Origin of the sequence: Kitasatospora sp. NPDC058478, from assembly GCF_042720345.1 — a bacterium.
Taxonomy (GTDB): Bacteria; Actinomycetota; Actinomycetes; order Streptomycetales; family Streptomycetaceae; genus Kitasatospora.
In genome coordinates this window covers 160,637-183,827 of sequence record NZ_JBHXML010000004.1, presented here as the reverse complement: position 1 = coordinate 183,827, position 23,191 = coordinate 160,637, and the positions used below count along the sequence as shown (strand labels likewise).

Annotated in this window: 22 protein-coding genes, 1 tRNA gene and 1 pseudogene; 4 read left to right on the top strand and 20 right to left on the bottom strand. The window is 72.1% G+C overall.

Going from position 1 to position 23,191, the window contains the following annotated elements; all coding sequences use genetic code 11:
* Nucleotides 1–401 precede the first annotated feature (401 nt).
* Nucleotides 402–1,367, bottom strand: coding sequence for an aldo/keto reductase (locus ACFWPT_RS03840; protein WP_380479327.1), 966 nt, complete (start codon nt 1,365–1,367; stop codon nt 402–404).
* Nucleotides 1,368–1,521: 154 nt separating this feature from the next.
* On the opposite strand from ACFWPT_RS03840, the gene ACFWPT_RS03835 reads away from it, so the two are divergent.
* The gene (locus ACFWPT_RS03835) at nt 1,522–1,731 is read left to right on the top strand and encodes a hypothetical protein (RefSeq protein WP_063348621.1); all 210 of its coding nucleotides are present in this window, start codon (nt 1,522–1,524) and stop codon (nt 1,729–1,731) included.
* Nucleotides 1,732–1,806: 75 nt separating this feature from the next.
* Here the strand turns inward: ACFWPT_RS03835 and ACFWPT_RS03830 are convergent, their stop codons facing one another.
* The 8 genes and pseudogenes from ACFWPT_RS03830 to ACFWPT_RS03795 all read right to left on the bottom strand — a co-directional run bounded on the left by ACFWPT_RS03830 (nt 1,807) and on the right by ACFWPT_RS03795 (nt 12,220).
* Nucleotides 1,807–2,865, bottom strand: a complete 1,059-nt coding sequence (locus ACFWPT_RS03830; RefSeq protein ID WP_380479325.1) for an endo alpha-1,4 polygalactosaminidase — start codon at nt 2,863–2,865, stop codon at nt 1,807–1,809.
* Between the two features lie 22 nt (nt 2,866–2,887).
* A complete protein-coding gene (locus ACFWPT_RS03825) occupies nt 2,888–3,583 on the bottom strand; it encodes a spherulation-specific family 4 protein (protein ID WP_063348622.1) in 696 nt (231 codons plus the stop codon).
* On the bottom strand, nt 3,580–4,497 hold the full coding sequence (locus ACFWPT_RS03820) for an NAD-dependent epimerase/dehydratase family protein (RefSeq protein WP_380479323.1): 918 nt from the start codon (nt 4,495–4,497) through the stop codon (nt 3,580–3,582). The genes ACFWPT_RS03825 and ACFWPT_RS03820 overlap by 4 nt, the downstream gene beginning before the upstream one ends.
* A gap of 125 nt (nt 4,498–4,622) precedes the next feature.
* Nucleotides 4,623–5,324 (bottom strand): annotated as a pseudogene (locus ACFWPT_RS03815) (NDP-sugar synthase); the annotation flags it as partial.
* A gap of 74 nt (nt 5,325–5,398) precedes the next feature.
* Nucleotides 5,399–6,391 carry a GDP-mannose 4,6-dehydratase gene (locus ACFWPT_RS03810; RefSeq protein WP_063348624.1) on the bottom strand — a complete coding sequence of 331 codons (993 nt, stop codon included), beginning with the start codon at nt 6,389–6,391 and terminating at the stop codon, nt 5,399–5,401.
* Nucleotides 6,392–6,580: 189 nt separating this feature from the next.
* The gene (locus tag ACFWPT_RS03805) at nt 6,581–8,098 is read right to left on the bottom strand and encodes a hypothetical protein (RefSeq protein ID WP_380374545.1); all 1,518 of its coding nucleotides are present in this window, start codon (nt 8,096–8,098) and stop codon (nt 6,581–6,583) included.
* A gap of 141 nt (nt 8,099–8,239) precedes the next feature.
* Nucleotides 8,240–9,754 (bottom strand): GT4 family glycosyltransferase PelF, encoded by a 1,515-nt coding sequence (pelF, locus tag ACFWPT_RS03800; RefSeq protein WP_079135759.1) that lies wholly within the window; start codon nt 9,752–9,754, stop codon nt 8,240–8,242.
* A gap of 114 nt (nt 9,755–9,868) precedes the next feature.
* Nucleotides 9,869–12,220 carry a hypothetical protein gene (locus ACFWPT_RS03795; RefSeq protein WP_380479321.1) on the bottom strand — a complete coding sequence of 784 codons (2,352 nt, stop codon included), beginning with the start codon at nt 12,218–12,220 and terminating at the stop codon, nt 9,869–9,871.
* A 581-nt stretch (nt 12,221–12,801) separates the two neighbouring features.
* On the opposite strand from ACFWPT_RS03795, the gene ACFWPT_RS03790 reads away from it, so the two are divergent.
* Entirely contained in the window at nt 12,802–12,996 is a 195-nt protein-coding gene (locus ACFWPT_RS03790) for a hypothetical protein (RefSeq protein ID WP_380479318.1), read from the top strand.
* A gap of 45 nt (nt 12,997–13,041) precedes the next feature.
* Here ACFWPT_RS03790 and ACFWPT_RS03785 read toward each other — a convergent pair whose 3' ends face one another.
* The 8 genes from ACFWPT_RS03785 to ACFWPT_RS03750 form a co-directional block, all read right to left on the bottom strand.
* Entirely contained in the window at nt 13,042–13,935 is an 894-nt protein-coding gene (locus tag ACFWPT_RS03785) for an RNA polymerase sigma factor SigF (RefSeq protein WP_063348628.1), read from the bottom strand.
* Nucleotides 13,936–14,079: 144 nt separating this feature from the next.
* Nucleotides 14,080–14,862 carry an RNA polymerase sigma factor SigF gene (locus ACFWPT_RS03780; protein ID WP_244293642.1) on the bottom strand — a complete coding sequence of 261 codons (783 nt, stop codon included), beginning with the start codon at nt 14,860–14,862 and terminating at the stop codon, nt 14,080–14,082.
* A gap of 338 nt (nt 14,863–15,200) precedes the next feature.
* Complete coding sequence (locus ACFWPT_RS03775; protein ID WP_063348630.1) at nt 15,201–15,494, bottom strand: Dabb family protein; 294 nt, start codon at nt 15,492–15,494, stop codon at nt 15,201–15,203.
* Between the two features lie 92 nt (nt 15,495–15,586).
* Nucleotides 15,587–15,751: a hypothetical protein gene (locus ACFWPT_RS03770; RefSeq protein WP_167745863.1), complete on the bottom strand. Its 165-nt coding sequence runs from the start codon at nt 15,749–15,751 to the stop codon at nt 15,587–15,589.
* Nucleotides 15,752–16,203: 452 nt separating this feature from the next.
* A tRNA-Ser gene (locus ACFWPT_RS03765) sits at nt 16,204–16,290 on the bottom strand.
* Between the two features lie 92 nt (nt 16,291–16,382).
* Complete coding sequence (gene tadA, locus ACFWPT_RS03760) at nt 16,383–16,910, bottom strand: tRNA adenosine(34) deaminase TadA (protein ID WP_063348631.1); 528 nt, start codon at nt 16,908–16,910, stop codon at nt 16,383–16,385.
* A 63-nt stretch (nt 16,911–16,973) separates the two neighbouring features.
* Nucleotides 16,974–17,510: a tRNA adenosine deaminase-associated protein gene (locus ACFWPT_RS03755; RefSeq protein WP_063351275.1), complete on the bottom strand. Its 537-nt coding sequence runs from the start codon at nt 17,508–17,510 to the stop codon at nt 16,974–16,976.
* Between the two features lie 303 nt (nt 17,511–17,813).
* Nucleotides 17,814–18,050 carry a hypothetical protein gene (locus ACFWPT_RS03750; RefSeq protein ID WP_063348632.1) on the bottom strand — a complete coding sequence of 79 codons (237 nt, stop codon included), beginning with the start codon at nt 18,048–18,050 and terminating at the stop codon, nt 17,814–17,816.
* A gap of 164 nt (nt 18,051–18,214) precedes the next feature.
* Here ACFWPT_RS03750 and upp point away from each other — a divergent pair, with 164 nt between their 5' ends.
* Nucleotides 18,215–18,850, top strand: a complete 636-nt coding sequence (gene upp, locus ACFWPT_RS03745; protein WP_063348633.1) for a uracil phosphoribosyltransferase — start codon at nt 18,215–18,217, stop codon at nt 18,848–18,850.
* A 74-nt stretch (nt 18,851–18,924) separates the two neighbouring features.
* Here the strand turns inward: upp and ACFWPT_RS03740 are convergent, their stop codons facing one another.
* Together ACFWPT_RS03740 and ACFWPT_RS03735 are read right to left on the bottom strand one after the other, a co-directional pair.
* A complete protein-coding gene (locus ACFWPT_RS03740; protein WP_380479338.1) occupies nt 18,925–19,605 on the bottom strand; it encodes a LytR C-terminal domain-containing protein in 681 nt (226 codons plus the stop codon).
* 253 nt (nt 19,606–19,858) lie between these two features.
* Nucleotides 19,859–20,155, bottom strand: coding sequence for a type II toxin-antitoxin system VapB family antitoxin (locus ACFWPT_RS03735; RefSeq protein WP_063348635.1), 297 nt, complete (start codon nt 20,153–20,155; stop codon nt 19,859–19,861).
* 202 nt (nt 20,156–20,357) lie between these two features.
* Here ACFWPT_RS03735 and ACFWPT_RS03730 point away from each other — a divergent pair, with 202 nt between their 5' ends.
* On the top strand, nt 20,358–21,923 hold the full coding sequence (locus ACFWPT_RS03730) for a helicase HerA-like domain-containing protein (protein ID WP_380479316.1): 1,566 nt from the start codon (nt 20,358–20,360) through the stop codon (nt 21,921–21,923).
* Between the two features lie 26 nt (nt 21,924–21,949).
* Here the strand turns inward: ACFWPT_RS03730 and ACFWPT_RS03725 are convergent, their stop codons facing one another.
* Complete coding sequence (locus ACFWPT_RS03725; protein WP_380479314.1) at nt 21,950–23,116, bottom strand: hypothetical protein; 1,167 nt, start codon at nt 23,114–23,116, stop codon at nt 21,950–21,952.
* Nucleotides 23,117–23,191 lie beyond the last annotated feature (75 nt).

The window sequence follows — 23,191 nt, the reverse complement described above, 5'->3', positions numbered from 1 at the left end:
CCGTGCGCGTTGGCCGTCTTTTCCGGGGCGGATTCGCCGACCGCCCGGAAAGTCTCCTGGATTTCGCCGCCAGTGCCGGCGCGGGCCCTCGGATCGGCGGGGCCGACGGTCACTCTGCCGGTGTTACCGCCCGGGCCCGGATTGTTTGCGGAATCGAGGGCCGGGCGCGCGTACTTCTTCCGGTCCTCGTCGTCGAAGAGCCCGTCCCGGGCGGGATTTCCGGCGAGGCTGCCCCCGTGGCGGCTTCGGCGTTGAAGTCCTGTTCCGTGCCCGGTCGTTCGTGGGCCAAGGCTGATCACTGCGGCCGGTGTTCTCAGCCGGGTGGGGTTCGCCGGGCACGGGTGCAGGCTGCGAACGGGCCCGGGCGGGGGCGGGTTCGCAGCCTGCGGGGTGGGGCGGGGTCAGGCGGAGGCGGTGTCGAGGAGGGCGGTCTGTTCGGGGGTGAGGCGGAGCGTGGTGGCTGCCAGCAGGGGCGGGAGCTGCTCGACGGTGCGGGCGCTGGCGATGGGGGCGGCGACCGTCGGCCGCCCGGCCAGCCAGGCGAGGGCGACCGTGGCGGGGGCGACGCCGTGCTCCCCGGCGACGGTGTCCAGGGCCGCCAGCACCTTCGGGCCGCGCGGGTCGTCCAGGTAGCGGGCGGCGCCCTCGGAGCGGGCGCTGTCGACGCCGGGGCCGCCGGGGCGGTACTTGCCGGTGAGGAAGCCGGAGGCGAGCGCGTAGTACGGGACGGTGGCGAGGCCGTGCTCGGCGACCACGTCGGCCAGCGGGCCCTCGAAGGTGCCGCGCGAGACCAGGTTGTAGTGCGGCTGGACGGCGACGTACTTGGCCAGGCCCTCGCGGTCGGCGAAGGCCAGCGCCTCGGACAGCCGCTCGGCGCCGATGTTGGAGGCGCCGACCGCGGCGACCTTGCCCTCGCGGACCAGCTCGTCCAGCGCGGTGACGAACTCCTCGACCGGGGTGTCGTCGTCCCGGTGGGTGTAGTACAGGTCGATCCGCTCGACGCCCAGGCGGCGCAGCGAACCCTCGGCCGCGGCCTTGATGTTGGCCGCGCCCAGACCGTCGGCCTCGGGGTGCATGCCGACCTTGGTGGCGATCACGACGTCGTCGCGGTTGCCGCGGCTGCGCAGCCAGTTGCCGAGGACGGTCTCGGACTCGCCGCCGGTGTTGCCCGGGGCCCAGGCCGAGTAGACGTCGGCGGTGTCGACGAAGTTGCCGCCGGCCGCCGCGTAGGCGTCCAGGACGGCGAAGGACTGCTGCTCGTCGGCCGTCCAGCCGAAGACGTTGCCGCCGAGGGAGAGCGGGAAGACGGACAGGTCGGAGGCGCCGAGGCGGACCCGGCCCGGGGCGTCGCTGTGGTTTCCGGTCATGGTCGGATTCAACCGGATCGCACCGGGCGGCATTCCGCGTGTCGGGCGGACTTCACGAGGATGTCGTACCACCGTTGCACGACCGGGTGGTGGGGGTCGCGCAGGAGGGGTCCGGGGTGTCCGTGAGGTGGGCGGATTCGTTAGAGTCCGTGCCATGGCTGACAACGACTACGACCCCGCCGGCAGCACCCAGATGTTCCGGGCGTTCGTCGACGAGACCCCGGCGGCCCCGCAGGCGCCGGGCACCGTCTCCACCTACGGCCGCAGCAGCAGCGGTGGTGGTGGCCGTACCGGCGTGATCGCGCTGGTCGCCGTCATCGTGCTGGCCGTGTTGGGCGGCGTCATCTGGCTGGCGGTCAAGTGATCATCGCGCGGGTGACCCGGACGAGGGTCACCCGCGCGACGGAAACCGGTGCACCGAGGACCGGTGCGCCGGCGCTCAGCAGGGCTTGCGCCAGGCGTCCAGGTCGAGCTTCTTCTGCATCGAACTGAAGCCGAGCGACTTGGCCTTGGCACAGAACTGGTCCGTGCCGAGCTTGTACTCGACGTGGAACACCGCCTTGCCCGCCTTGACGAACGGCGCGACCCGGTCGCACTCGTCGAACTGCGAGCACTCCTCGTTGACCGCGAAGTCGAAGTCCGGCAGCAGCGCCGGGATCTGGTCGAGGTCGTTCTTCAGGCCGATGGCCAGGCCGCGTTCGTGGGCGAGCTGGGCCAGCATGCGGTTGTACTTGATCTGGTCGTCAGGGGTGAGCGGGAAACCGCTGTTCTGGTTGTAGGCCTCGATGGTGTCCGGCTCGATGGCGTCGAAGCCCTTGCTCTTGCACATGTCGAAGCGGGCCGCCATCAGCGGCTTGAGCTGGTCGAGCTTGCGGATGTCGAACCACTTCTCGCCCTTCCAGCCGGTGTCGGAGCCCTGCAGGGACTTGGCGAAGGCGGCGGAGTCGGGGCGGAAGTTCTCCCACGAGCCGGCGTTGATGTAGCAGATCACCTTGCGGCCCTTGGCGTGCAGCGCGGCCACCACCGAGGCGTCGTTCTCGAAGCCGTCGATGTCGTAGACCGGGACGTCGACGGACTGGTCGACGGTGCCGCCGAGCTGCCACTGCCAGGCGAGGCCCGGGGTGGGCTGCCAGCGGGCGCCGGCCGGCGGCGGGGGGGTGGTGCCGCCGGGAGTTCCGCTGGGGGCGCCGGGGGTGCCCGGGGAGGTGGTGGCGCCCGGGGGAGTGGTGGCGCCCGGGGGAGTGGTGGCGCCGGGCGCGGTGGGCGAGCCGGGGGCGCTGGGCGTGCCGGGGGCCGGGGGCGTGCTGGCGGCGTCCGACGGGGTGCCCGGGGCGGTGCTGCCGTCCGGGCTGGTCGGGGCGGTGGCCGCGGGCGGGCTGCTCGGGGAGCCGTCGGCCGAGGAGTTGTCGTCGTCCGAGCCTGAGCTGCTGCACGAGGTCGCCAGCAGGGCGGCGGCGATGGTGATGGCGACCGGCAGGAGCCGGGTACGGCGGTTCACGGTAGTCGAACTCCGGATCAGGTCAGGTCAGTTCAGCAGCGGTCAGGCCGTAGGGCAGGGTGCGCCAGGGGTTCTCCCCGGCGCCCGGTACGGCGCAGCCGACGCCGGCCCGGCGGGCGGCGATCAGCGCGGTGGCGTCCTCGGCGTGTTCGGCCGGGACGTCGTACACCAGGTGGCAGAAGCGGGAGGCCGCGTGGCGGCCGGTCCACAGCGGGAGCGTCATCGCGCGGTACGTGTCCCAGTCGCCCTCGAAGGTGACCAGCAGGTCGGCCAGACCGACTTCGGCGTACCCCGGGTCGGGGTGCTCGCCGTGGCCGAAGACCACGGTGCCGCAGCCGGCCGCGCGCGCGGCCGTGGCCAGCCGCCGGTAGTGCGCGAGGGCGCCCGGGTGGGTGGCCACCTGGTCGAGGTAGACGCCGGTGATGTCGTGGCGTTGACGGTAGGTCAGGATGTCGGCGACCACCGCCGCGTGCGGTCGGCGGCCGTAGTCGGTGTCGGTGTAGCCGACCAACGGCACTCCGGCCGCGCGGAGTTGGTCGGCGGCCTCGGCGAAGACGTTGTCCGGGTTCTCGCCCGGCCCGTCGGCGAGGTTGAGCACGACGGCGGCGATCCGGCCCGGGTCGGCGGCGGCGACCGCCTGCCAGGCCGCCGGGTCCACCGCGGGGTGGACGTACAGCGGCACCAGCAGGCGGCCGTCGGGGATGATCCCGCCGGTCATGCGACGACCGGTGGGCAGGCGGGCTCGGCGGTGCTGAGCCACAGGTCGCGCAGGGTGTCGGCGAGGTCCGTCTCCGGGTGCCAGCCGAGCTCCCGGGCGGCGGCCGACACGTCGGCCTGCTGCCAGGAGACCGCGGCCGAGCGCTCGGAGCCCGCCCCGCTCTCGTCGATCCGGCCGGCGAAGCCGGCCGCGGCGACCAGCCCCTCCGCGATCGCCCGGACCTGCCGGGCCTGCCCGGAGGCGAGGTTGAGCACCCGGGGGAGCGGACGGTCCGCGGCGGCGGCCAGGCCGACCGCGCGGGCGATGTCCCGGGCGTCGACGAAGTCGCGGTAGGCGGAGAGGTCGCCGACCGTGATCACGCCGTCGGCGCCCTCGGGCGCCACCCGGAGCAGCTCGGCGGCCAGCCGGCCGGGCAGCGAGCCCGCCGGTGCCCCCGGGCCGACCGGGTTGAACACCCGCAGGACCACGGCGTCCAGCGCCGAGCCGGCCACCGCGAGGGAGCCGGCCAGCTTGGTCGCGCCGTACACGCCGACCGGGCGGGCGTCGGAGTCCTCGGACAGCGAGCTGCCCGCCGGACAGACGCCGTACTCGCCGGCCGAACCGATGTGCACCAGCCGGGTCTTCGGGGCGCCGAGCTGCAGCGCCTCGCAGAGCACAGCCGGGCCGCGCGCGTTCACCTCGGCGAGCTTGACCGCGCTGCCGGCCACCGCGCCGGCGAAGTTGACCACCACGTCGGGTGCCAGCGCGGCCAGTTCCTCGCCGAGCGGGCCGGCCTGGGCGGTGGCCAGGTCCAGCCGGAGGTCGTGGGCGGGCCGCCGGCCCGCGGTCAGCACGGTGGCACCGGGCAGTGACCGCAGGACGGCGGTGGCGTGACGGCCGAGGAAGCCGTCGCCGCCGAGGAGCAGGATTCTCACGCGGCCCGTCCGTCACTCTGGGCGCCCGCGGTGGCGGGAGCCTCGGCCGTGTCGTCCGGGGCGGTGCGGGCGGCCGGGATCGGCAGCTCCGCCACGCCCTGGCCGGCGCCGGCCGACTCGAAGGGCATCAGCACCGGCCGGATGGACGAGAACTCGGCGTTCGCCCGGTCGTAGTCGTCCGGGCGGCCGATGTCCAGCCAGTAGCCGCCGAAGTCGTACGCGGCGGGCGGGGTCTTGGCGGCGAGCAGGTCCAGCACCAGCTCGTCGAAGCCCAGCGGCAGGCCGGGGGTGTACTTGGCGAGTGCCGAACGGGACACGCCGTACACGCCCATCGAGACGCGGTAGTCGATGCTCGGCTTCTCCTGGAAGCCGGTGATGCTGCCGGACTCGGCGGTCAGCACGCCGAAGTCGATCTTCACCTGACGTGCGTAGGTGGCGATGGTGAGCGGCGCCCCGGACGCCTCGTGGTGCTTGAGCACCCCGGCGAAGTCCAGGTCGGTGAGGATGTCGCCGTTCATCACCAGGAAGTGCTCCGGCAGGCGGTCCTGCATGGTGAGCAGCGGGCCCATGGTGCCGAGCGGGCTGTCCTCGACGGCGTAGCCGACCCGCAGCCCCCACTGGGAGCCGTTGCCGACGTACGCGCGGATGATGTGGCCGAGGTGGCCGATGGCCAGGGTGACGGTCTTGAAGCCCGCGGCGGCGAGCTGGCGCATCACGATCTCCAGGATCGCGTGCTGGTCGCCGATCGGGACGAGCGGCTTGGGAAGGGCGGTGGTGTACGGGCGGAGGCGGACGCCCTTACCGCCGGCCAGGATCACTGCATGCATGGTGTTTCCCCCACGGAAAGGATGTGCAGGACACGAACCTTGGTTACCAGGACGGGCATTGATCGGTACGGCGGTCAGACGTTGTAGATGTCGGTCTTGTAGCGGGCCAGGTTGGCCGGGTCGCGGAAGAACTCGATGGTCTGCTCCAGACCCTGCTCCAGGGTGAACTGGGGAGCCCAGCCGGTGGCCTCGCGCAGCCGGGTGGCGTCCGCGACCAGGCGCATGACCTCGGAGTTGGCCGGGCGGATGCGCTGCTCGTCCTCCTTCACCAGGAGGTCGACGCCCATCAGCTTGCCGACCAGGGAGACCAGGTCGCCGACCGAGATCTCGCCACCGGTACCGGCGTTGAAGGTCCTGCCGACCACGGTCTCGGCGGGAGCGGTGCCGACCGTGCGGAACGCGTGCGCGGTGTCCTTGACGAACATGAAGTCGCGGGTCGGGCGCAGGTCGCCGAGGGTGATCTCGGTCTCGCCGGCGGCGACCTGGGCGATCACGGTCGGGATGACGGCGCGCATCGACTGGCGCGGGCCGAAGGTGTTGAACGGGCGCAGGGTGACGACCGGGGTCTCGAAGCTGGCGTGGTAGCTGTCGGCCAGCCGGTCCCCGCCGGCCTTGGAGGCGGCGTACGGGGACTGGGTGTTGATCGGGTGGTCCTCGGTGATCGGCACGGTCTGCGCGGTGCCGTACGTCTCGCTGGTGGAGGTGTGCACCAGGCGCGGGATCTCCTGGTGGCGCACCGCCTCCAGCACGTTCAGGGTGCCGGTGACGTTGGTGTCGACGTACGAGTGCGGGGCCAGGTAGGAGTACGGGATCGCTATCAGGGCGGCCAGGTGGTAGACCGCCTCGGTGCCCTTGACCAGGCCGTTGACCGAGCCCGGGTCCCGGACGTCGCCGAGGACGATCTCGACCGAGTCCAGCACCTCCTTGGACAGGGTCTCCAGCCAGCCGAAGGACGAGAAGGAGTTGTACTGGACCATCGCCCGGACCTGGTGCCCGTCGGCGACTAGGGACTCGACGAGGTGGGAGCCGATGAAACCCTCGGCTCCGGTGACCGCGACGCTGCTCATGCGTGATTCGCTCTCTCGAATTTGGGAACGGCCGGACTCCCGGTGGCGACCGGCCGGTGGTGGTTCAGCTGTGCCGTGAAGCGCGTTGAGGTGAAGCGTGTTCGGGTGAAGTGCGTTGTGGAGCGTGTTCGGTGAAGCGGGTCCAGCGGTGCACGCGAATTGGGCGTGCGTGATTTCGGTGTTCGGTGTTCAGCGGTGCTGGGTGGTGCGGCCGAGCGCAGGCCCGGCGATGGCGGTGAGGAGCAAGGCGGCCGCCCCGCAGCCGATCAGCTGCAGGACGATCGGATCCGCACCGGTCAGCAGCCCGGCGCTCTCGGCACCCGCGGCGGCCAGACAGATGAGGGCGGTGCTCCAGCTGAACCCGAAGGCGTTCAGCAGCAGCGCCAGCCAGAGCGAGCCGCCGAGGAGCAGCATCGCGCCGAGCTGCGGCACGCCGAGCGCGGGGGCGCCGGGCCACAGCACGGTCGTGGCGGCGTCCAGCGCGGCCACGGTGGTGAGGTAGATGAACAGGCAGCCGAGCAGGATCCCGCCGGTGCGGCGGGTGAACTGCCCGCTGGTGTGGCTGGTGCGCAGCGCGGCCACGGCCATCGCCCGGTAGCGGAAGAGCAGCCATTCGGCGAGGCCGAGACTGAGCGTCAGCGCGATCATGGCCGGTCCGGTCGGGGTGGCCTTCGCGCCGTGCGCGGCACCGGTCTGCACCGCCTGGTGGATGGTCTCGCCGAGACCGGCGATCAGCGTGAGGGTGCCGCACGCCAGGCCGAACAGCAGGTGCGGGACCTCCTGGCGGATCGGCAGTTTCAGCTCGACGGACTCCTTCTCGCCGCCCCGGATGCAGAACAGCAGCTCCCGGGCGGCCAGGCCGACCGCCAGCACCAGCGAGACGAGCAGCACGACCGTCCGCACGACCTGCGGGACGTCCGCGGCCAGCACCACGCCCGCGCCCACCGAGGCCGGAACCAGCGCCAGCAGCAGGAACTTCTCCCGCCCCAGCACCAGCAGGACGGTGGCCGCGCCCAGGTACAGCGACTGCCCGGCGGCGAAGAAGAGCGCGCCCAGCGGCCCGCCGACCACGTACGCCGCGGCGGACGCCACCAGCGCGCCCAGCGGTGCCCCGAGGGCCAGGCAGATCGCGGCCTCGCGGCGCCGCAGCCGGCCGAGCCAGCGGTACGAGCGGTGTGCCAGCGCCTGGTTGAAGCCCCAGCTGACCAGCGTCGCGACGGACAGCGCGAGCATGCCGGAGGGCAGGCCGAACCGCATCCGGGTGGCCGCGAACAGGTTGGCGCCGAGCAGGTAGCCGAGCCCGGGCAGGGCGAACACCAGGCCGCGCACGACGCAGCGCCAGGGGTCGGCCCGCCACGGGTTGGCGAACTCGGAGCTCGGGCCGGGGTAGCGGCGCTCGACCTTCTCGAACAGCTCCTCGGCGAGGGTGAACGAGTCGGGGCGGCCGTACAGCAGGGCGGCCTGCTCGTCGGAGAGGCCGTCGGACTCCAGGAACGCGGCGATCTCGTACGGGTGGACGGCATCGGCGCAGATGTCGTGCAGCCGCTCGGCGAGCTCGTCCAGCGGGTCCGCGGAGAGGTCGAGCTGCTCCTCGGGCTCGGGCTGGGCCGACGAGGTGGGGCGGCGGCGCTTGAGCGGCAGGGTACGCAGCTGCATCGTCCGCTCGGAGCCGCCCTCGTCCTCGACGAGCCGCAGGGGGCCACTCATGCTTCCACCCCGCTGCGCTCGGTGGCCGCTTCGCGGTACACGCACCTGTCGATGGTTCTCTCGCTCCGCTCGTTCACGCTGCCACCCCGCCGCGCTCGGTGGCCGCTTCGCGGTACACGCACCTGTCGTTCGTCCGCTCGTTCACGCGCCCACCTCGCTGTGCTGGGGCTGGGCGGCGGCGAGCTGCTGGTCCCAGTCGGTGGTGGGGGTCTGGTCGGTGACGGCCACCACTCCGTCCGGCATCCAGCGGGCGGTGCCGAGGAGTTCGGTGTAGATGCCCCGGAAGCCGTCGATGTTCTGGCGGAGCGTGAACTGTTCGATGACCCGCAGCCGGGCCTGTTCGCCCAGGCGGGCGCGCCGTTCGGCGTCGCGCAGCAGCTCGATCGAGGCGGCCGCCATGGGTTCGGGTTCGCGGGGCGGGACGACGAGTCCGGTGTCGCCGACGGCTTCGCGGACGCCGCCGACGTCGGTCGAGACGGTCGCGCGGCCGCAGGACATCGCCTCGATCAGGGTGAACGGGAAGCCCTCGCTGATGCTGGAGAGCATGACCACGTTGCCCGCCGCGTACGCGTCGGTGATGTCGGCGACGCGGCCCTCGAAGGCCACCGAGTCGGCGATGCCGAGTTCGGCGGCCAGGGCTATGCAGCCGTCCCGGTAGGCCTCGCCGCCCTTGGGGGTTCCGCCGAAGAGCCGCAGCCGCGCCTCGGGGATCTCACGGTGGACGATGGCGAAGGCCCGGATCAGCGTCTCCAGGTCCTTGATCGGGTCGACCCGGCCGGCCCAGCTGAGGGTCGGCGTCTCGGGTTCGGGCCCGGCGGGCGGGAAGGCCGCCGGGTCCACGCCGTTGTAGACGGTGCGGATGTGGGCGGACGGCGTGCCGCCGCGCTCCTCCCAGCGTCGGTTGTACCGGTTGCCGGGGGTGACCAGCGCGGCCTGCCGGTAGCTCTCCTCGGCGAGCATCCGGTAGAAGCCGAGCAGCAGCGCCTTGACCGGCCAGCGGTACGGGCCGGTGCGGTAGCCGAGGTAGCGCTCGCGCAGGTAGATGCCGTGCTCGGTGAGCAGAAACGGTACGCCGTACTGCTGGGCGGCGATCAGCCCGGGCAGGGTGGCCAGCCCGCCGCTGGCGGCGTGCGCGACGCCGCCGGTGGGCGGTTCGACCGAGAGCGGCCGCAGGGCGTGCTCCAGCAGGTCGGTGGCGTTCAGGGCGTCGTGCATGGTGGGCCGGGAGACGGCCGTGGGCAGGTAGTCCCGGGTCCAGACGTGCTGGAGGGTGCGCAGGGCGCGCTCGCTGCGCAGCGCCGGGCTGAGCAGCCCGCGCCGGGCGAGGTCGGCGAAGCCGTACAGCTCGGTGCCGAAGTGGGTGGTGTAGACCGGATCGAGGATGGAGTGGAGGAAGCGCTCGTACGCGTTGAGGAAGCGCCGCATCTCCTTGCCGCGGGGCGGTCCGGCCTCGGAGGCCGGGCCCCACAGCGGTGCGGTCGTGACCGACCGCACGTTGGCGGGCAGCTCCCAGGCCAGTGGTTCCTGGCCGGTACCAGTGACGGCGATGACGTCGAAGTCGACGTCCGGCATGCCTTGAACGAGCTGGTCGCACCAGACACTCACACCGCCGTGCTGGTGCGGATACGTCCCCTCGGTGAGCAGGGTGACGCGCATCTCCTGTCCCCCCTCCTGTTCCTTGCTTCGGTGTCCGGTCTGGGTGGCCGGAACGGGACCCGAGGCAGGGCCGGACCGGGCGACCGGCCCGGCCCCGCCATCGGGTGCTGCGGGCTACCGGTTGCCGGAGCGTCCGGTGGTACTGGTGCCGAGCGAGGCCGCCCCCCCGGTGGCCTTACCGCTCTTGGCGGCAGCGGCGGTGCCGCCGTTGCCGTTGGTGGCGACGTCCTTGCCGGGCACCGGGGTTCCGCTACCGGGGACCAGGGTCGGGGCGCTGGTACGACCGGTGTCGCTCGGGCCCACCGGGACGGGAGTGGCGACGCCCTGCGGGACGACCTTCTTGTCCGCCGGGGCCGGGGCCGGGACGGACTTGGCCGCGACGCCGGGGGCGACGGCGGCCGGGGCGGCCGGGGTGCCGGCCGAGGGGAGCTGCAGGGAGACGCTGCTCTGCAGGGTGCCCGGGGACACCCAACCGGAGATCGTACCGGCGTAGGACGAACCGAAGGCGGTCGATCCGATGACCAGCTTCTGAGAAGTTCCGGTCGGCATGGTGGCCTGGACCTGAACACCGGCCGGAGCGTTGACCGTGACGGTGTTGCCGACCCGGTAGCCGGTGACCTGGCCGGCCGAGACGGCCGAGTTCCAGGCGGCGCGGCGCTGGAACTCCTGGCCGATCTCGCGCTCGCCGAGGTTCACGATCGGGGTGTTGTCGGCGTGCAGCGACCGGTAGGTGCCGAGGATCTTCTCCAGCACCGGGTAGAGGATCCGGTCCTCGGACAGGTTCGACTGGTGGATGAAGTGCGGCCGCGGGTCGTTGCTCAGCACGTGCCCGAGGTCGATCCGGGCCTCCAGCGGCACGATGTACGACTGGAAGCCGGTGTTCGCGTCCAGCGGCTGCGTCAGGCAGGTGGAGTTGGCGTTGTTCTCACAGACGCCGCTGCCGCCGTTGGCCTTGCTGGTGTAGATCCAGTTGTACTCGTCGGCCTCCTCCTTCGCCGTGCCGGCGTTGTAGAAGACGTTCATCGGGTAGCGCGGCACGGTCAGCGTGGACGAGCCGACGGTCCGCTGGGCGGGCTCGCGGGAGGCGTCGCTGCCGGTGAACTTGATGCCGTTGGCGGCCAGCGCCGGCGCCAGGTTCGGGTTGTCGCTGGTCTCCTGCGGGGCGGTCAGCAGACCGGAGTGCTCGCCGGTGACCAGGGCCTGCGGGTCGACCTTCAGGCCGTTCTTGGCGGCCCAGTCGAAGTTGTCCTTGATCTGGCCCGAGATGGTGTTCTGGTCGGTCCAGACGGTCTTGCCCGCGGAGTCCTTGGTGCAGCGCCACGGCACCACGGTGACGTCCTGGACGCAGCCCAGGTACGGGTGGGTGTAGGTGTGGTTGACCCAGCGGTAGCTGTTCTGGTCGGCGATCATCTGGTTGGCCGTGGGGTCCACCGTGGTCTGGTGGTCGGCCTTCCAGTCCTCGCTGCCGCCACCGTTGAACACCATGTCCAGGGTGAAGTTGTTGGCGGTCTGCCACTGCTTGAGGTGCTGGGCGTCGTCCGGCGTCATCCGGATCGGGTTGGCCGTGTCCGGGGTGCCGGGCGGGCAGGTGACGTCGCCGGGGGTGCACTTGAGCACGGTGTCCCAGCGGTCGTCGGCCAGGAAGACGTCGTCCACGTGGGCCGCGAAGTAGTTGCGGTCGTAGCCGAGGTGGACGCCCTGGGTGATCCAGTCGACCATGCCGCGGGCCAGCAGGCGGTACTGCTGCTGGTACTGGTTGTAGACGAACGTGACGACCAGTTCCTTGCGGCCGTCGTGCGTGTACTCGCCGACCAGCGAACCGCGCGAGGTGGTGCTCGGGATCGCGGCGTCGACCAGCGGGACGAACGAGGCGCCGGCCGGCAGGTTGGCCAGTGGCGTGGCCAGGTAGCCGTAACTCTCGCTGACGGTCGGATCGTTGTCCTCGAACGGCACGCTGCCCTTCAGGTACCCGAACGGGCCCGAAGTGCCGGCCGTGGTGGTGGCGCCCTGGAATCCGTCCAGCGTGCCGTAGTAACCGGGATTCACCGCGTAGTTCAGCCCCACCGCAGGACTGGCGAACGTGTACGCGTCGATCTGCCGGATTCCGAATGCAGCTTCGTAGCCCGCGATGGCCGTCATCTCGGCCGCACTGTTGGGGAAGGGGTTTTCGTTGGGAAGGACGATGCCCTGGTACTTCCCGCGGGGCTGGCCGTTCACCGTGTCGCTGAGGAAAGCGGAGTTGATGATGGGACGGTTGGTGTCGTTGAGGTTGACGACCTTGTACGGGGTGCCCTGGTTCTTGAGTTCGGCGGTGATCGCCGCGACCGACGGGCCTCCGTCGTCGATGACCAGGATGGTGAGGTCGATCCTGGGCGGCGTGTCGCCGTGGGCCAGGGTGGTCTGCAGGCCGCTGGCCAGCAGAACTGCCGCCGCGCACGCGGCAACTCTTCGGGTCGCTCGACCCATGGTGATCCTCCCCTTGGGTAGGCGCCTCGCTGCTCAGCGCTCGCCTGCCCTGTAGCTGTTCGCGGGCAGCAGGCTGCCCGGCGCCCATCCTGGTCGAGGGGGGCCTCTGCGAGGGACCAATTGGGCGAGAGTGCAGCGAACCTGTTACCAACGTTCATGGCGAAGCCATGAAGGCGCCGATTGTGACCGGAACCGGACCGGCCATGCAAATAATGAATTGAGAATGAAAAAGCGGAAGCTGAGAGCTACACCTGGTTACCGCCCGTGCGGCTTGGGCGGACCACCGGACACCTACACTGTCGTCGTCGCGCATGACACTCTTGCACATCTTGCCGACGCCTTGGGCAGGTTCATGCAATATCGGGCACCGCTGTGCCATGTGACAGTCCGAATATGCAATGGAGGTGCACGCGCGGTCGATCGGCGGACCGAGTCCGGTGCAATCGGGGCCGGGCGGAAAGCGGCGCCGGAGCCGGTCGAACGGCGCTGGTCGGGCGCAGTCCCGGGCTGCCGCGGTAAGGCCAACGCCCGTGATCCCGGCGGCTATTGGACGGCCGGGCGGGCGGGCGCCGTGGTGCGCTGTGGCCCTGTGCAGTGATGGCCTGAACCATGTCGTTGCCGACGACTTCGGCCCCCGCGCGCACGCCGTCGGCGCCGACCGCGGACCCGTCCTCGCCGACTACCTGCGCGCCGCCGAACTCGTCGTCGAACTCGTCGTCGAACGCGCCGCCGCAGTGGTCGGCCGGGCGATGGACGACGCCGTCCCGGCAGGCTGACGCGCAGCCTGCCAGGACGGCGACGGGTGGCCTCCCGGGGCAGGATCAGCCCTCGCTGATCAGACCCTCACGGAGCTGGGTCAGCGTCCTGGTGAGCAGCCGGGAGACGTGCATCTGGGAGATGCCGATCTCGTCGCCGATCTGCGACTGGGTGAGGTTGCCGAAGAACCGCAGCATGATGATCCGGCGCTCGCGCGGCGGCAGCTTGGCCAGCAACGGCTTCAGCGACTCCCGGTACTCGACGCCTTCCAGCGCGAGGTCCTCGTAGCCGAGCCGCTCGGCCAGCGGTCCGTCGCCGTCCTCCTCGCTGGGGCTGGAGTCGAGCGAGCTGGCGGTGTACGCGTTGCCCACCGCGAGGCCCTCGACCACGTCCTCCTCGCTGACCCCCAGGCAGGTGGCCAGTTCGGCGACGGTGGGGGAGCGGTCCAGCCGCTGGGACAGGTCGTCACCGGCCTTGGTGAGCGCCAGCCGCAGCTCCTGGAGCCGCCGGGGCACCCGGACCGACCAGCTGGTGTCCCGGAAGAAGCGTTTGATCTCGCCCACCACGGTGGGCATCGCGAAGGTGGGGAACTCCACCCCGCGCTCGGGGTCGAACCGGTCGATCGCCTTGATCAGGCCGATGGTGCCGACCTGGACGATGTCCTCCATCGGCTCGTTGCGGCTGCGGAAGCGCGCCGAGGCGTACCGGACCAGCGGCAGGTTGAGCTCGATCAGGGTGTCGCGGACGTACGTGTGCTCCGCGCTGCCCGGTTCCAGGGCGGCCAGCCGCAGGAACAGCGAGCGCGACAGCGTCCGGGTGTCCAGCCCGGAGCCGGGCGGCGCCTCGGGCCCGGGCGGCGCGGCGGCCGGGACCCGCTGGAGCGGGATCCGGTCCTCGGCGACAGCCGTACCGTTGGCCTGACCAGCGTGGATCTCCGCAGTGCCCAGCTCTCCGGACATGCGCCCACCCCCTTGTGACTGACAGTTGAACGGGGGCCGTCGCACGGAGGTTCCCGGCGGGGGCCCTCCCCCTCCATACCGGAACACGGTGCACGGCAAACCCGAACGTCGCAAGATGTCACGCGAGGGTAACGCGCTGCAATCTCAGTCTTCCCAGGAGTTGCCGGTCCGAAGCCTCGTCAGGATGCGGGAGAGCAGCCGCGAGACGTGCATCTGGGACATCCCCAGCTCGGTGCTGATCTGTGACTGGGTCAGGTTGGCGAAGAACCGCAGCATCACGATCCGCCGCTCCCGCTCGGGCAGCTGGACCAGCAGGTGGCGGACCATGTCCCGGTGCTCGACCTCGGCCAGCGCGGAGTCCTCGTAGCCGAGCCGGTCCAGCAGGGCGAGTCCGCCCTCGTGCTCCTGCGCCGCCTCCAGCGAGGCCGCGTTGTAGGCCCGCCCGGCGTCCAGGCAGGCCCGGACGTCCTCCTCGGGGATCCGCAGGCTGGCGGCGATCTCCGGCACCTTGGGGGCCCGGCCGTGCAGCACCGTCAGCTCCTCCATCGCGCCGCTGACCTGGACCCACAGCTCCTGGAGCCGGCGCGGGACGTGCATGGTGCGGACGTTGTCCCGGAAGTAGCGCTTGATCTCGCCGAGGATGGTGGGCAGTGCGTAGGTGGGGAACTGGACGCCGCGGGTGGGGTCGAACCGGTCGATCGCGTTGATCAGGCCGATGGTGCCGACCTGGACGACGTCCTCCATCGGCTCGCTGCGGCTGCGGAAGCGGGTGGCCGCGTAGCGGACCAGGGGGATGTTCACCTCGATCAGGGCGGCCCGGACCCGCTCCCGCTCGGGGGTGCCCGGGGGCAGCTCCGCGAGCCGTTCGAACAGCACCCGGGTCAGCGTCCGGACGTCCACCGCGGGGCGGCCGCCGGGGCCGCGCAGACCGTCCGGGCGGAGCTCGCCGGCCGGGCTGATGATCGACGCCAGTACCTCGTCGGACACGTCACCCCTCCCTCAGTCGATAACGAAGGGCCCTGCGGATCGGGTGTCGCGGCTGCTTCACCACCTCGCCATGTCCGGCAAAACCGGTCATAGCATCACAAGGCGGGCGCAGGTCGGGCAAGCACCCGGCGGAGGTGTGTTGGTGCGGCATCGGGGCTTCACCGGGCTTCCCGCCCAGGCGCCGCACGGATCGTTCCGGGGCGGAGCAAGGCGCCCCGTCCGGTGGCCGGACGGGGCGCGGCGGGCCGTCCGAGGGACGGACCCGGGTGCCTCGGGTGTCAGACCTCGATGTCGGCGATCACCCAGGTGGCGAATTCGCGCCACTGACCGGCCGCGGCCTGATGGGCCGGGTGGGTCAGGTACGCGTGCAGGGCGTCGCGGTCCTCGACCAGGCTGTTGATCGCGTAGTCGTGGGCGATGTCCCGCTCGGTGGTGTTCCAGCCGCACTCCCACTCGCGCAGCTCGGGGATCAGCGAACCCAGCTCGGCGAACGCCTTGGCGCCGGCGAGCGCGCGCTCGTCGTCCTTGCGGACGCCTTCGTTGAGCTTGAACAGGACCAGATGCCGGATCACGATTGCCGCTCCTCGCGGACGGGGACAGAGGGTCCCGCACACCGTAGCCGGTGCGCCGGGGCGGGACGACGGGCCCTACGCGAGCGGAGCGCTCACTTGATCAGTCCGGTCATGAAGGTGCCGACCGCCTTGGCCGCGTTCGAGATGCCCTCGAAGCCCAGTTGGACGAGCTGGGCGGAGCGGGCCGGCGAGCTGATGATCGAGTAGAGGACGAAGATGAGCAGGAGGGCCATGCCGATCTTCTTCGCCTGCGCCATCGGGTGTCGTCCTCTCCTGCTGTGGGCCGCCGCCATCCGGGTCCCCGAGCGGCCCTGCGGAAGCAGCTTATCCATCGGACGGGCTATCAAGTGTGCGACGCGTTCGCCCGGCGGGACGAAGGTCCCCGTGAGTGGGGCCTTTCTCCGGATGCCCGGAAGCGGCCCGGGCGGCAGGATGGGAGACGTGCCGAGGATCTGGCAGGAATCCCCGGTGCGTGGATCCGGAGCTCCCCGCTGTGGGACCGGGCGCCGCGGCTTCCCCCCGACGCGGCGCCGGTTGTGGGACTCCGCCGGGGGAGCGGTCGTCCCCCCGAGCCGCTCCCCCTTTCCAGGCTCCGTACTCTCCGGGCGTTGGTGGTCATCAGCCCGGAGTACGGAGCCCTTTTCGCGTTCGAGGGTGCGCGGAAACGCCGAAGGCCCGTCCGGATCGGACGGGCCTTCGGGCTTTCCAGCGGTAGCGGTGGGATTCGAACCCACGGTGAAGTTGCCCCCACACACGCTTTCGAGGCGTGCTCCTTTGGCCGCTCGGACACGCTACCGAGGGGAACTCTACCGGACGGGTGCGCGGTCACGAAATCCATAGGGACGGGCGGCCGGCGGGGGACCCGGCGGCGGAAGTCGACGCCGGACGTCAGCGGTGGGACTCGAAGAACTCGCGCAGCTGCTCGCCGCACTCGTCGGCGAGGACGCCCCAGACCACCTCGGGGCGGTGGTTGAGACGGCGGTCGCGCATCACGTCGAAGAGCGAGCCGGCCGCGCCGGCCTTCTCGTCGAGGGCGCCGTAGACCACCCGGTCGATCCGGGACAGCACGATGGCGCCGGCGCACATCGTGCAGGGCTCCAGGGTGACGACCAGGGTGCAGCCGCTGAGCCGCCACTCCCCGATCCGTTCGGCCGCCTGCCGGATCGCGACCACCTCGGCGTGCGCGGTCGGGTCGCCGACCGCCTCGCGCTCGTTGTGGCCGCGCCCGATCACCTCGCCGTCCGGGCCCAGGACGAGCGCCCCGACCGGGACGTCGCCGGTGGCCGGCGCCAGGGCGGCCTCGGCGATGGCGAGGCGCATCGGCGCCGCCCAGCGGTCGCGGACCGGGTCGGGGCGGACGGGGGCGGGCAGCGGGGCGATGCGGGGGACGGCCTGCGGGGCGGATGCGGACTGCATGGCATCCAGTGTCGGGTATCCGGCGGTGGGCACTGGCCTGGTCACCGGCCTGGTCACCGCCCGCTACCGGACCGCCTCCAGGACCTCGCCGCAGCCGAGGGCCTCGGCGATCTCCTCCAGGGCGTCGCCCGGGACGGCGCCCTCGCCGCTGAGGGCGAGCAGCTCCTCGGCGGCCAGGCCGAACTCGGTGAGCAGGTGGGCGTCGCCGAGCGGGCCGACCGGGACGCCGCTGCGGGCGTCCTCGTCCTGCTCCTGCGCCTCCTCGTCCTCCTCCAGCTCGACGACCAGGTGGTCCAGGTCGCCGAACTCGCTCTCACCGGCCTGGTCGACCAGCTCGTCGGTAAGGACGGAACCGTAGGAGCTGCGGGCGGCGGCGGCGCCGTCGGACACGAAGATCCGCGGGTCCTCCTCGCCGTCCACCCGGACGATGGCGAACCAGGCGTCCTCCTGTTCGATGAAGATCAGGACGCTGTCGTCGTCCTGCGTGGAGTCGCGGGCCAGTTCGGTCAGGTCGGCGAGGGTTTCGACGTCGTCGAGCTCCGTCTCGCTCACATCCCACCCGTCCTCGGTGCGAGCAAGCACTGCAGCGAAGTACGCCACCAGGGACACTCCCAAGATCTCGGTCTCGGCTGTCGGCGCGCTCGGGCAACGCGAAAATCTGGCCGCCCCCGCGCCAGAGGCGGTCCGCTCGTTCGGACCGTCCCATCGGAATCGTGACAGAAAGCCCGCCCTTGCGGGGGGTGTTCGGCAGCGCGTCTTTGCAGGTCGTGTCGGAAGGGCCGGCCGGCGGCCGGTGTGGCGCCGGCACCACCGCCCGGGGCCCGCCGGATCCGGACCGGCCGGTCGGCGGAGCCGCAGGGGGAGCTGCGGGGGGAGCCGCGCCGGAACCGCTTCGGATCCTCGTCAGATCCGGAAGGTTCGCATCCGCATGGCTTCGCGCATCCGCCGTTCCTTGGTCCGCCGGGGCTGGACCCGCTCCCGGAGTTCGCGGGCCTCGGTGAGCTCGCGCAGGAAGACGGCCCGCCGCCTGCGGCGGTCCGCCTCGGTCTCCGGGGGGTCCTGTGGCGGGCCGGGGCGATTGCCCGACCGGCCTGCGGGCTCGTCCGCCGAGCCGTCCCCGGCGTTCGGGTTGCTCGTCATAAGACGTGACATTCCCAGATCAGCCCGGTTGATACCACAGGAGGCGCTTCCGTCCGGACATTCGCGGGGCGTCACGGCGCGATACGGCCGGGTGCACCCCGGCGACGGGGCGGTCGGCACGCGGCGAGTCGTACAGGCGTGCAGACCCGGGCTAACCTCGATACATGCGTCTCCACGTCGTCGACCACCCCCTGGTGGCCCACAAGCTCTCCACCCTGCGCGACGAGCGCACCGACTCGCCGACTTTCCGTCGCCTGACCGACGAGCTGGTGACCCTCCTCGCCTACGAGGCCACCCGGGACGTCCGCACCGACGAGGTGGAGATCACCACCCCCGTGGCGGTCACGCTCGGCACCCGCCTCAGCTACCCCCGCCCGCTGGTCGTGCCGATCCTGCGCGCCGGTCTCGGCATGCTGGACGGGATGACCCGACTGCTGCCGACCGCCGAGGTCGGCTTCCTCGGCATGGTGCGCAACGAGGAGACCCTGGAGGCCTCCACCTACGCCACCCGGATGCCGGACGACCTCTCCGGCCGCCAGGTCTACGTGCTCGACCCGATGCTGGCCACCGGCGGCACCCTCGTCGTGGCGATCAAGATGCTGATCGAGCGCGGCGCCACCGACGTCACCGCCGTGGTGCTGCTGGCCGCGCCCGAGGGCGTCGAGGTGATGAAGCGCGAGCTGGCCGGCCTGCCGGTCACCGTGGTCACCGCCGCCCTGGACGAGCGGCTCAACGAGAACGGCTACATCGTGCCCGGCCTCGGCGATGCGGGCGACCGCCTGTACGGCACCGCCGGCTGAGCGGATCCCCCGAACGGACGAGAGCCCCCCGGCGCGTTGCCGGGGGGCTCTCCTGTTGCGCGGGACGACCGGCCTCAGCAGCTGCCGGTGGCGGTCGGGGTGGGGGACGGCTTGGTCGCGAGGGCGAGGGCGGCGGCCGCCTGGGTCTCGTCCAGCAGGGCGTTGTAGCTGTCGCCGACCACGAAGTCCACGGTGCCGTCGGTGCGGGCGTCGGCGGTGGTGGTGGCCCCGGCGATCTGCGAGCCGAGCAGGGTGGCGGCGCCGGCGCCGGCCGGGCCGGCGATCACCTGGGCGGTGCCGGGCACCTTCTTGTCCAGTTCGGCCGGGGCGTTGCCGACCTTGCCGATGGTGAAGCCGCGCTTCTTGAGCTCCTCGGCGGTCCGGCCGGCCAGGCCGCCCTTGGCGGTGGCGTTGTAGACGTTCACCGTGACGCCGGCCGGCTGCGGGATCGCGTGCGGGTCGCCCGGGGCGGCGGGCGCGCCGGAGGCGGTGGGCGCACCGGGCGTGGCGCCCGGGGAGGGGGCGGCCAGCGGCTTGCCCGACGGGGTCACGCAGGCCTGGGCGGAGGAGTTCTTGTTCTTCCCGCTGAAGATGTCGTAGAGCTGGACGCCACCGAGGCCGATCAGGGCCAGGGCGAGCAGGCTCGCGAGCCCGGAGATCACCTTGCGGCTCTTCCTCGGGGGCCGGCCGAGTCGTGGATAGGCGTTGCCGGTGACGCGGTACTGCTTCCCCTTGAGGCCTTGGGGAGTCAACATGCTCACGGTTTGTCTCCCCCTCGTGCCAGGGCGGGGTCGGGATGACGGATCGGCTGGTGCGAGTGGATCCCGTGGTGCGGGCGGATCCCCTGGTCGCGGCCGTAGTCAGCAGCGTAGTGCCGTCCGGCTGCGAAGGTACTAAATGATCATCATCTGGAGTACGCCGGTACCCGAAAGGGGGTACCCGGGTACGCGCGGACCGCCCTCCGCCGGGTGGCGAGGGGGCGGTCCAGGAGCCCGTGCAGAGGGTCCGTCATTCCATTTCGAGGACCCGGGCGTGCAGCACCTGGCGCTGCTGCAGTGCGGCCCGCACCGCCCGGTGCAGTCCGTCCTCCAGGTACAGGTCGCCGCGCCACTTCACCACGTGCGCGAAGAGGTCCCCGTAGAAGGTCGAGTCCTCGGCGAGCAGGGTTTCGAGGTCGAGTTGCCCCTTGGTGGTCACCAGCTGGTCGAGCCGCACCGGGCGTGGGGCGACGTCAGCCCACTGTCGGGTGCTCGTCCGGCCGTGATCCGGGTACGGCCGCCCATTGCCGATGCGCTTGAAGATCACACGGAAAGCCTACCGTTTGGGCGGCGGATGGCGCAGCCGCCGCGACGCCGCCACGCGCTCGGGTGTGAGCTGCGGGAGGGCGATTGCGGCTGTTTGATGGGAAATGTCGCGAACATCGCCGGGTTCCGATCGGGACACGGCCCGCCCGGGACCGGGTTCCGGGCCCGCCCCGCCTCCCCGCACCGCCCAGGAGAGTGCCCCGATGTCCTCCGCCCTCACCCCGCCGGCCGTCCGGGAGATCGCCGACGGGTACGCCTTCACCGGGCCCGCCCTCGACCTCGGCGCGGTGCTGCTGGACGGCACCGCCTACCCGGACGCCCAGGTGCGCATCCCGCTCGGGGTGCTCAACCGGCACGGGCTGGTCGCCGGCGCCACCGGCACCGGCAAGACCAAGACCCTCCAGCTGATCGCCGAACAGCTCTCCGCCCAGGGCGTGCCGGTGTTCCTCGCCGACGTCAAGGGGGACGTCTCCGGCGTCGCCGCGCCCGGCGCGCCGAGCGAGCGCACCGCCGCCCGCGCGGCCGAGGTCGGACAGCAGTGGACCCCACAGGGCTGCCCGGTCGAGTTCTACTCGCTCGGCGGCCAGGGCGCCGGGATCCCGATCCGCGCCACCGTCACCAGCTTCGGGCCGCTGCTGCTCGCCAAGGTGCTCGACCTGAACGAGACCCAGGAGTCCTCGCTCAGCCTGGTGTTCCACTACGCCGACACCAAGGGCCTGGAGCTGTACGACCTCAAGGACCTCACCGCCGTCATCGCCTTCCTCGCCTCGCCCGAGGGCAAGGAGGAGCTGAGGACCATCGGCGGCCTCTCGTCGGCCACCGCCGGGGTGATCCTGCGCGCGCTCACCCTGCTGGAGAACGAGGGCGCCGGGGCGTTCTTCGGCGAGCCCGAGTTCGACACCGCCGAACTGCTGCGGACCGCCCCGGACGGCCGGGGCGTCGTCTCGGTGCTGGAACTGCCCGCCGTCCAGGACCGGCCGCGGCTGTTCTCCACCTTCCTGATGTGGCTGCTCGCCGACCTCTACCAGGAACTGCCCGAGGTCGGCGACCTGGACAAGCCCAAGCTGGTGTTCTTCTTCGACGAGGCGCACCTGCTGTTCAAGGGCGCCTCCAAGGCCTTCCTGGAGGCCATCACCCAGACCGTCCGGCTGATCCGCTCGAAGGCCGTGGGCATCTTCTTCGTCACCCAATCCCCGCGTGACGTCCCCTCCGACGTGCTCGCGCAGCTGGGCAACCGGGTGCAGCACGCGCTGCGCGCCTTCACCCCGGACGACGCCAAGGCGCTCAAGGCCACCGTCTCGACCTTCCCGCGTTCCTCCTACGACCTCGGCGCGGTGCTCATCTCGCTCGGCACCGGCGAGGCCGTGGTGACGGTGCTCTCCGAGAAGGGCGCGCCGACGCCGGTCGCGGCCACCCGGCTGCGGGCGCCGCAGTCCCTGATGGGGCCGATCGAGGCGGGCGCGCTGCGGGCCGTCGTCGACGCCTCGCCGCTGACGGCGCGCTACCGGGACGCGATCGACCGGGAGTCGGCGTACGAGAAGCTGGCCGCGCGGGCAGCGCGGGCGCCCAGGCCGGAGGCCGCCGCACCGGCCAGGGTGCCGAAGGAGCGGGAGCCCGCCCCGCGGCGGGAGGAGCCGAAGGGGGCGGGCGGGCTGCTCGATTCGCTGCTCAGCAACCCGACGGTGAAGTCCCTGGCACGTTCGGCCGGGAAGCAGCTCGGGCAGGAGATCTCGCGCAGCCTGTTCGGGACGTCCAAGCGGCGGCGGTAGCGGCCGGGCCCCGCAGGACTGGAGCCTTACCCGGCCAGGGCGGCGCCGATCCGGTCGAGCGAGGACAGCCGCATCAGGCCGTAGTTGTAGAACTCGACCTCGGGGACGCCCAGTTCGCGCAGGGTCGCGATCTTGGCGGCGAGGTTCGCCGGGCCGTCGCAGTCCGAGGCCATCGGCCGCAGGATCACCGCCATGTCCTGCGGGCGGACGCCGTGCAGGGCGAACGCGGCGATCTTCTCCCGGACGGCCTCCGGGGTCTTCGCGTAGCCGAGCGTCTCGATCTGGTCGGCCGCCTTGGCGAGCGCGGGCAGGTCGATGCCGGACAGCCAGCCCTTGCCCGGGCCGGCGCCGTCCATGAAGCTCAGCCGCATGCCGTGGCGCCGGGCCTCCTCGGTCAGTTCGGCGGCCAGCGTGGTGACGGTGGTGGTGGCGGCGTCCAGGTAGGCGGCCAGGGCGCCGTCCGCGAGCGCGCTCAGGTCGGCGGGCTCGGCGGCGGCCGCCTCGTCGGCCAGCCGGCGGCGCAGCTCGGTGCGGACGGCCTCCGCGACCTCCTCCGCCGGGACGCCCGCGCGGGTGGCGGCGGCGCGGCAGTGCGGGCAGAAGCAGATGCCGAGCAGCGCCTCGGCGCCCGCGCCCAGTTCCTCGAAGTAGCGCTCGTGGTGGTAGCCGTGGCGCAGCCCGTGGAAGTGTAGGGACTCGGCCCGGATCGCGTCCACGCCGTACCGGGCCAGCTCGGTGACCAGGGTCCGCGCGTACTCCCGGACCTCCGGGTGGGCCGGGCAGAGCTCGGTGAGGTGGCGGTCGCCGAAGGCGTTGGCCGGGGCGCAGTCCGGGTGGGCGAAGCCGAGCCGGTCGTTGTGGCAGAACACCGTCCAGGCGTGCAGCTTCAGCCCCCGGCGGCGGGTCTCGGCGGCGGCTTCGGCGAAGGGGTCGCGGTCGCCGATCGCGGTGGACGGGGCGGGCGCGAGCCGGCGGCCCCGCCAGCGGGCCGGATCGGGGCGGAAGTACGCCGCGCCCGGCTCCAGGTAGCGGATCACCCGGCGGGGGTTGTGCGGGAAGACGTCCCGGGCCTCGTGGTAGACCGAGGCGAGGGTGACGCCGCCGACCCCGGCGCGGTCGGTGAGGTTGCCGAAGAAGGTGTCGGCGCCCTCGTCGAGCAGGTCGGTGGCGAAGGCGAGGACGGACGACTCCACGGTGCGGCTCCGGAGCTGGGGGCGGGTGCGCTGTCCACGCTAGCCGCAGGGGCCGGATTGGTCTATACCTGGCGA

Bases quoted from the DNA above. Each gene is read 5' to 3' on its own strand.
- ACFWPT_RS03840 (WP_380479327.1), bottom strand. From the start codon at position 1,367: ATGACCGGAAACCACAGCGACGCCCCGGGCCGGGTCCGCCTCGGCGCC.
- ACFWPT_RS03835 (WP_063348621.1), top strand. From the start codon at position 1,522: ATGGCTGACAACGACTACGACCCCGCCGGCAGCACCCAGATGTTCCGG.
- ACFWPT_RS03825 (WP_063348622.1), bottom strand. From the start codon at position 3,583: ATGACCGGCGGGATCATCCCCGACGGCCGCCTGCTGGTGCCGCTGTAC.
- ACFWPT_RS03810 (WP_063348624.1), bottom strand. From the start codon at position 6,391: ATGAGCAGCGTCGCGGTCACCGGAGCCGAGGGTTTCATCGGCTCCCAC.
- ACFWPT_RS03805 (WP_380374545.1), bottom strand. From the start codon at position 8,098: ATGAGTGGCCCCCTGCGGCTCGTCGAGGACGAGGGCGGCTCCGAGCGG.
- pelF (WP_079135759.1), bottom strand. From the start codon at position 9,754: ATGCGCGTCACCCTGCTCACCGAGGGGACGTATCCGCACCAGCACGGC.
- ACFWPT_RS03795 (WP_380479321.1), bottom strand. From the start codon at position 12,220: ATGGGTCGAGCGACCCGAAGAGTTGCCGCGTGCGCGGCGGCAGTTCTG.
- ACFWPT_RS03785 (WP_063348628.1), bottom strand. From the start codon at position 13,935: ATGTCCGGAGAGCTGGGCACTGCGGAGATCCACGCTGGTCAGGCCAAC.
- ACFWPT_RS03770 (WP_167745863.1), bottom strand. From the start codon at position 15,751: ATGGCGCAGGCGAAGAAGATCGGCATGGCCCTCCTGCTCATCTTCGTC.
- tadA (WP_063348631.1), bottom strand. From the start codon at position 16,910: ATGCAGTCCGCATCCGCCCCGCAGGCCGTCCCCCGCATCGCCCCGCTG.
- ACFWPT_RS03750 (WP_063348632.1), bottom strand. From the start codon at position 18,050: ATGACGAGCAACCCGAACGCCGGGGACGGCTCGGCGGACGAGCCCGCA.
- upp (WP_063348633.1), top strand. From the start codon at position 18,215: ATGCGTCTCCACGTCGTCGACCACCCCCTGGTGGCCCACAAGCTCTCC.
- ACFWPT_RS03740 (WP_380479338.1), bottom strand. From the start codon at position 19,605: ATGTTGACTCCCCAAGGCCTCAAGGGGAAGCAGTACCGCGTCACCGGC.
- ACFWPT_RS03730 (WP_380479316.1), top strand. From the start codon at position 20,358: ATGTCCTCCGCCCTCACCCCGCCGGCCGTCCGGGAGATCGCCGACGGG.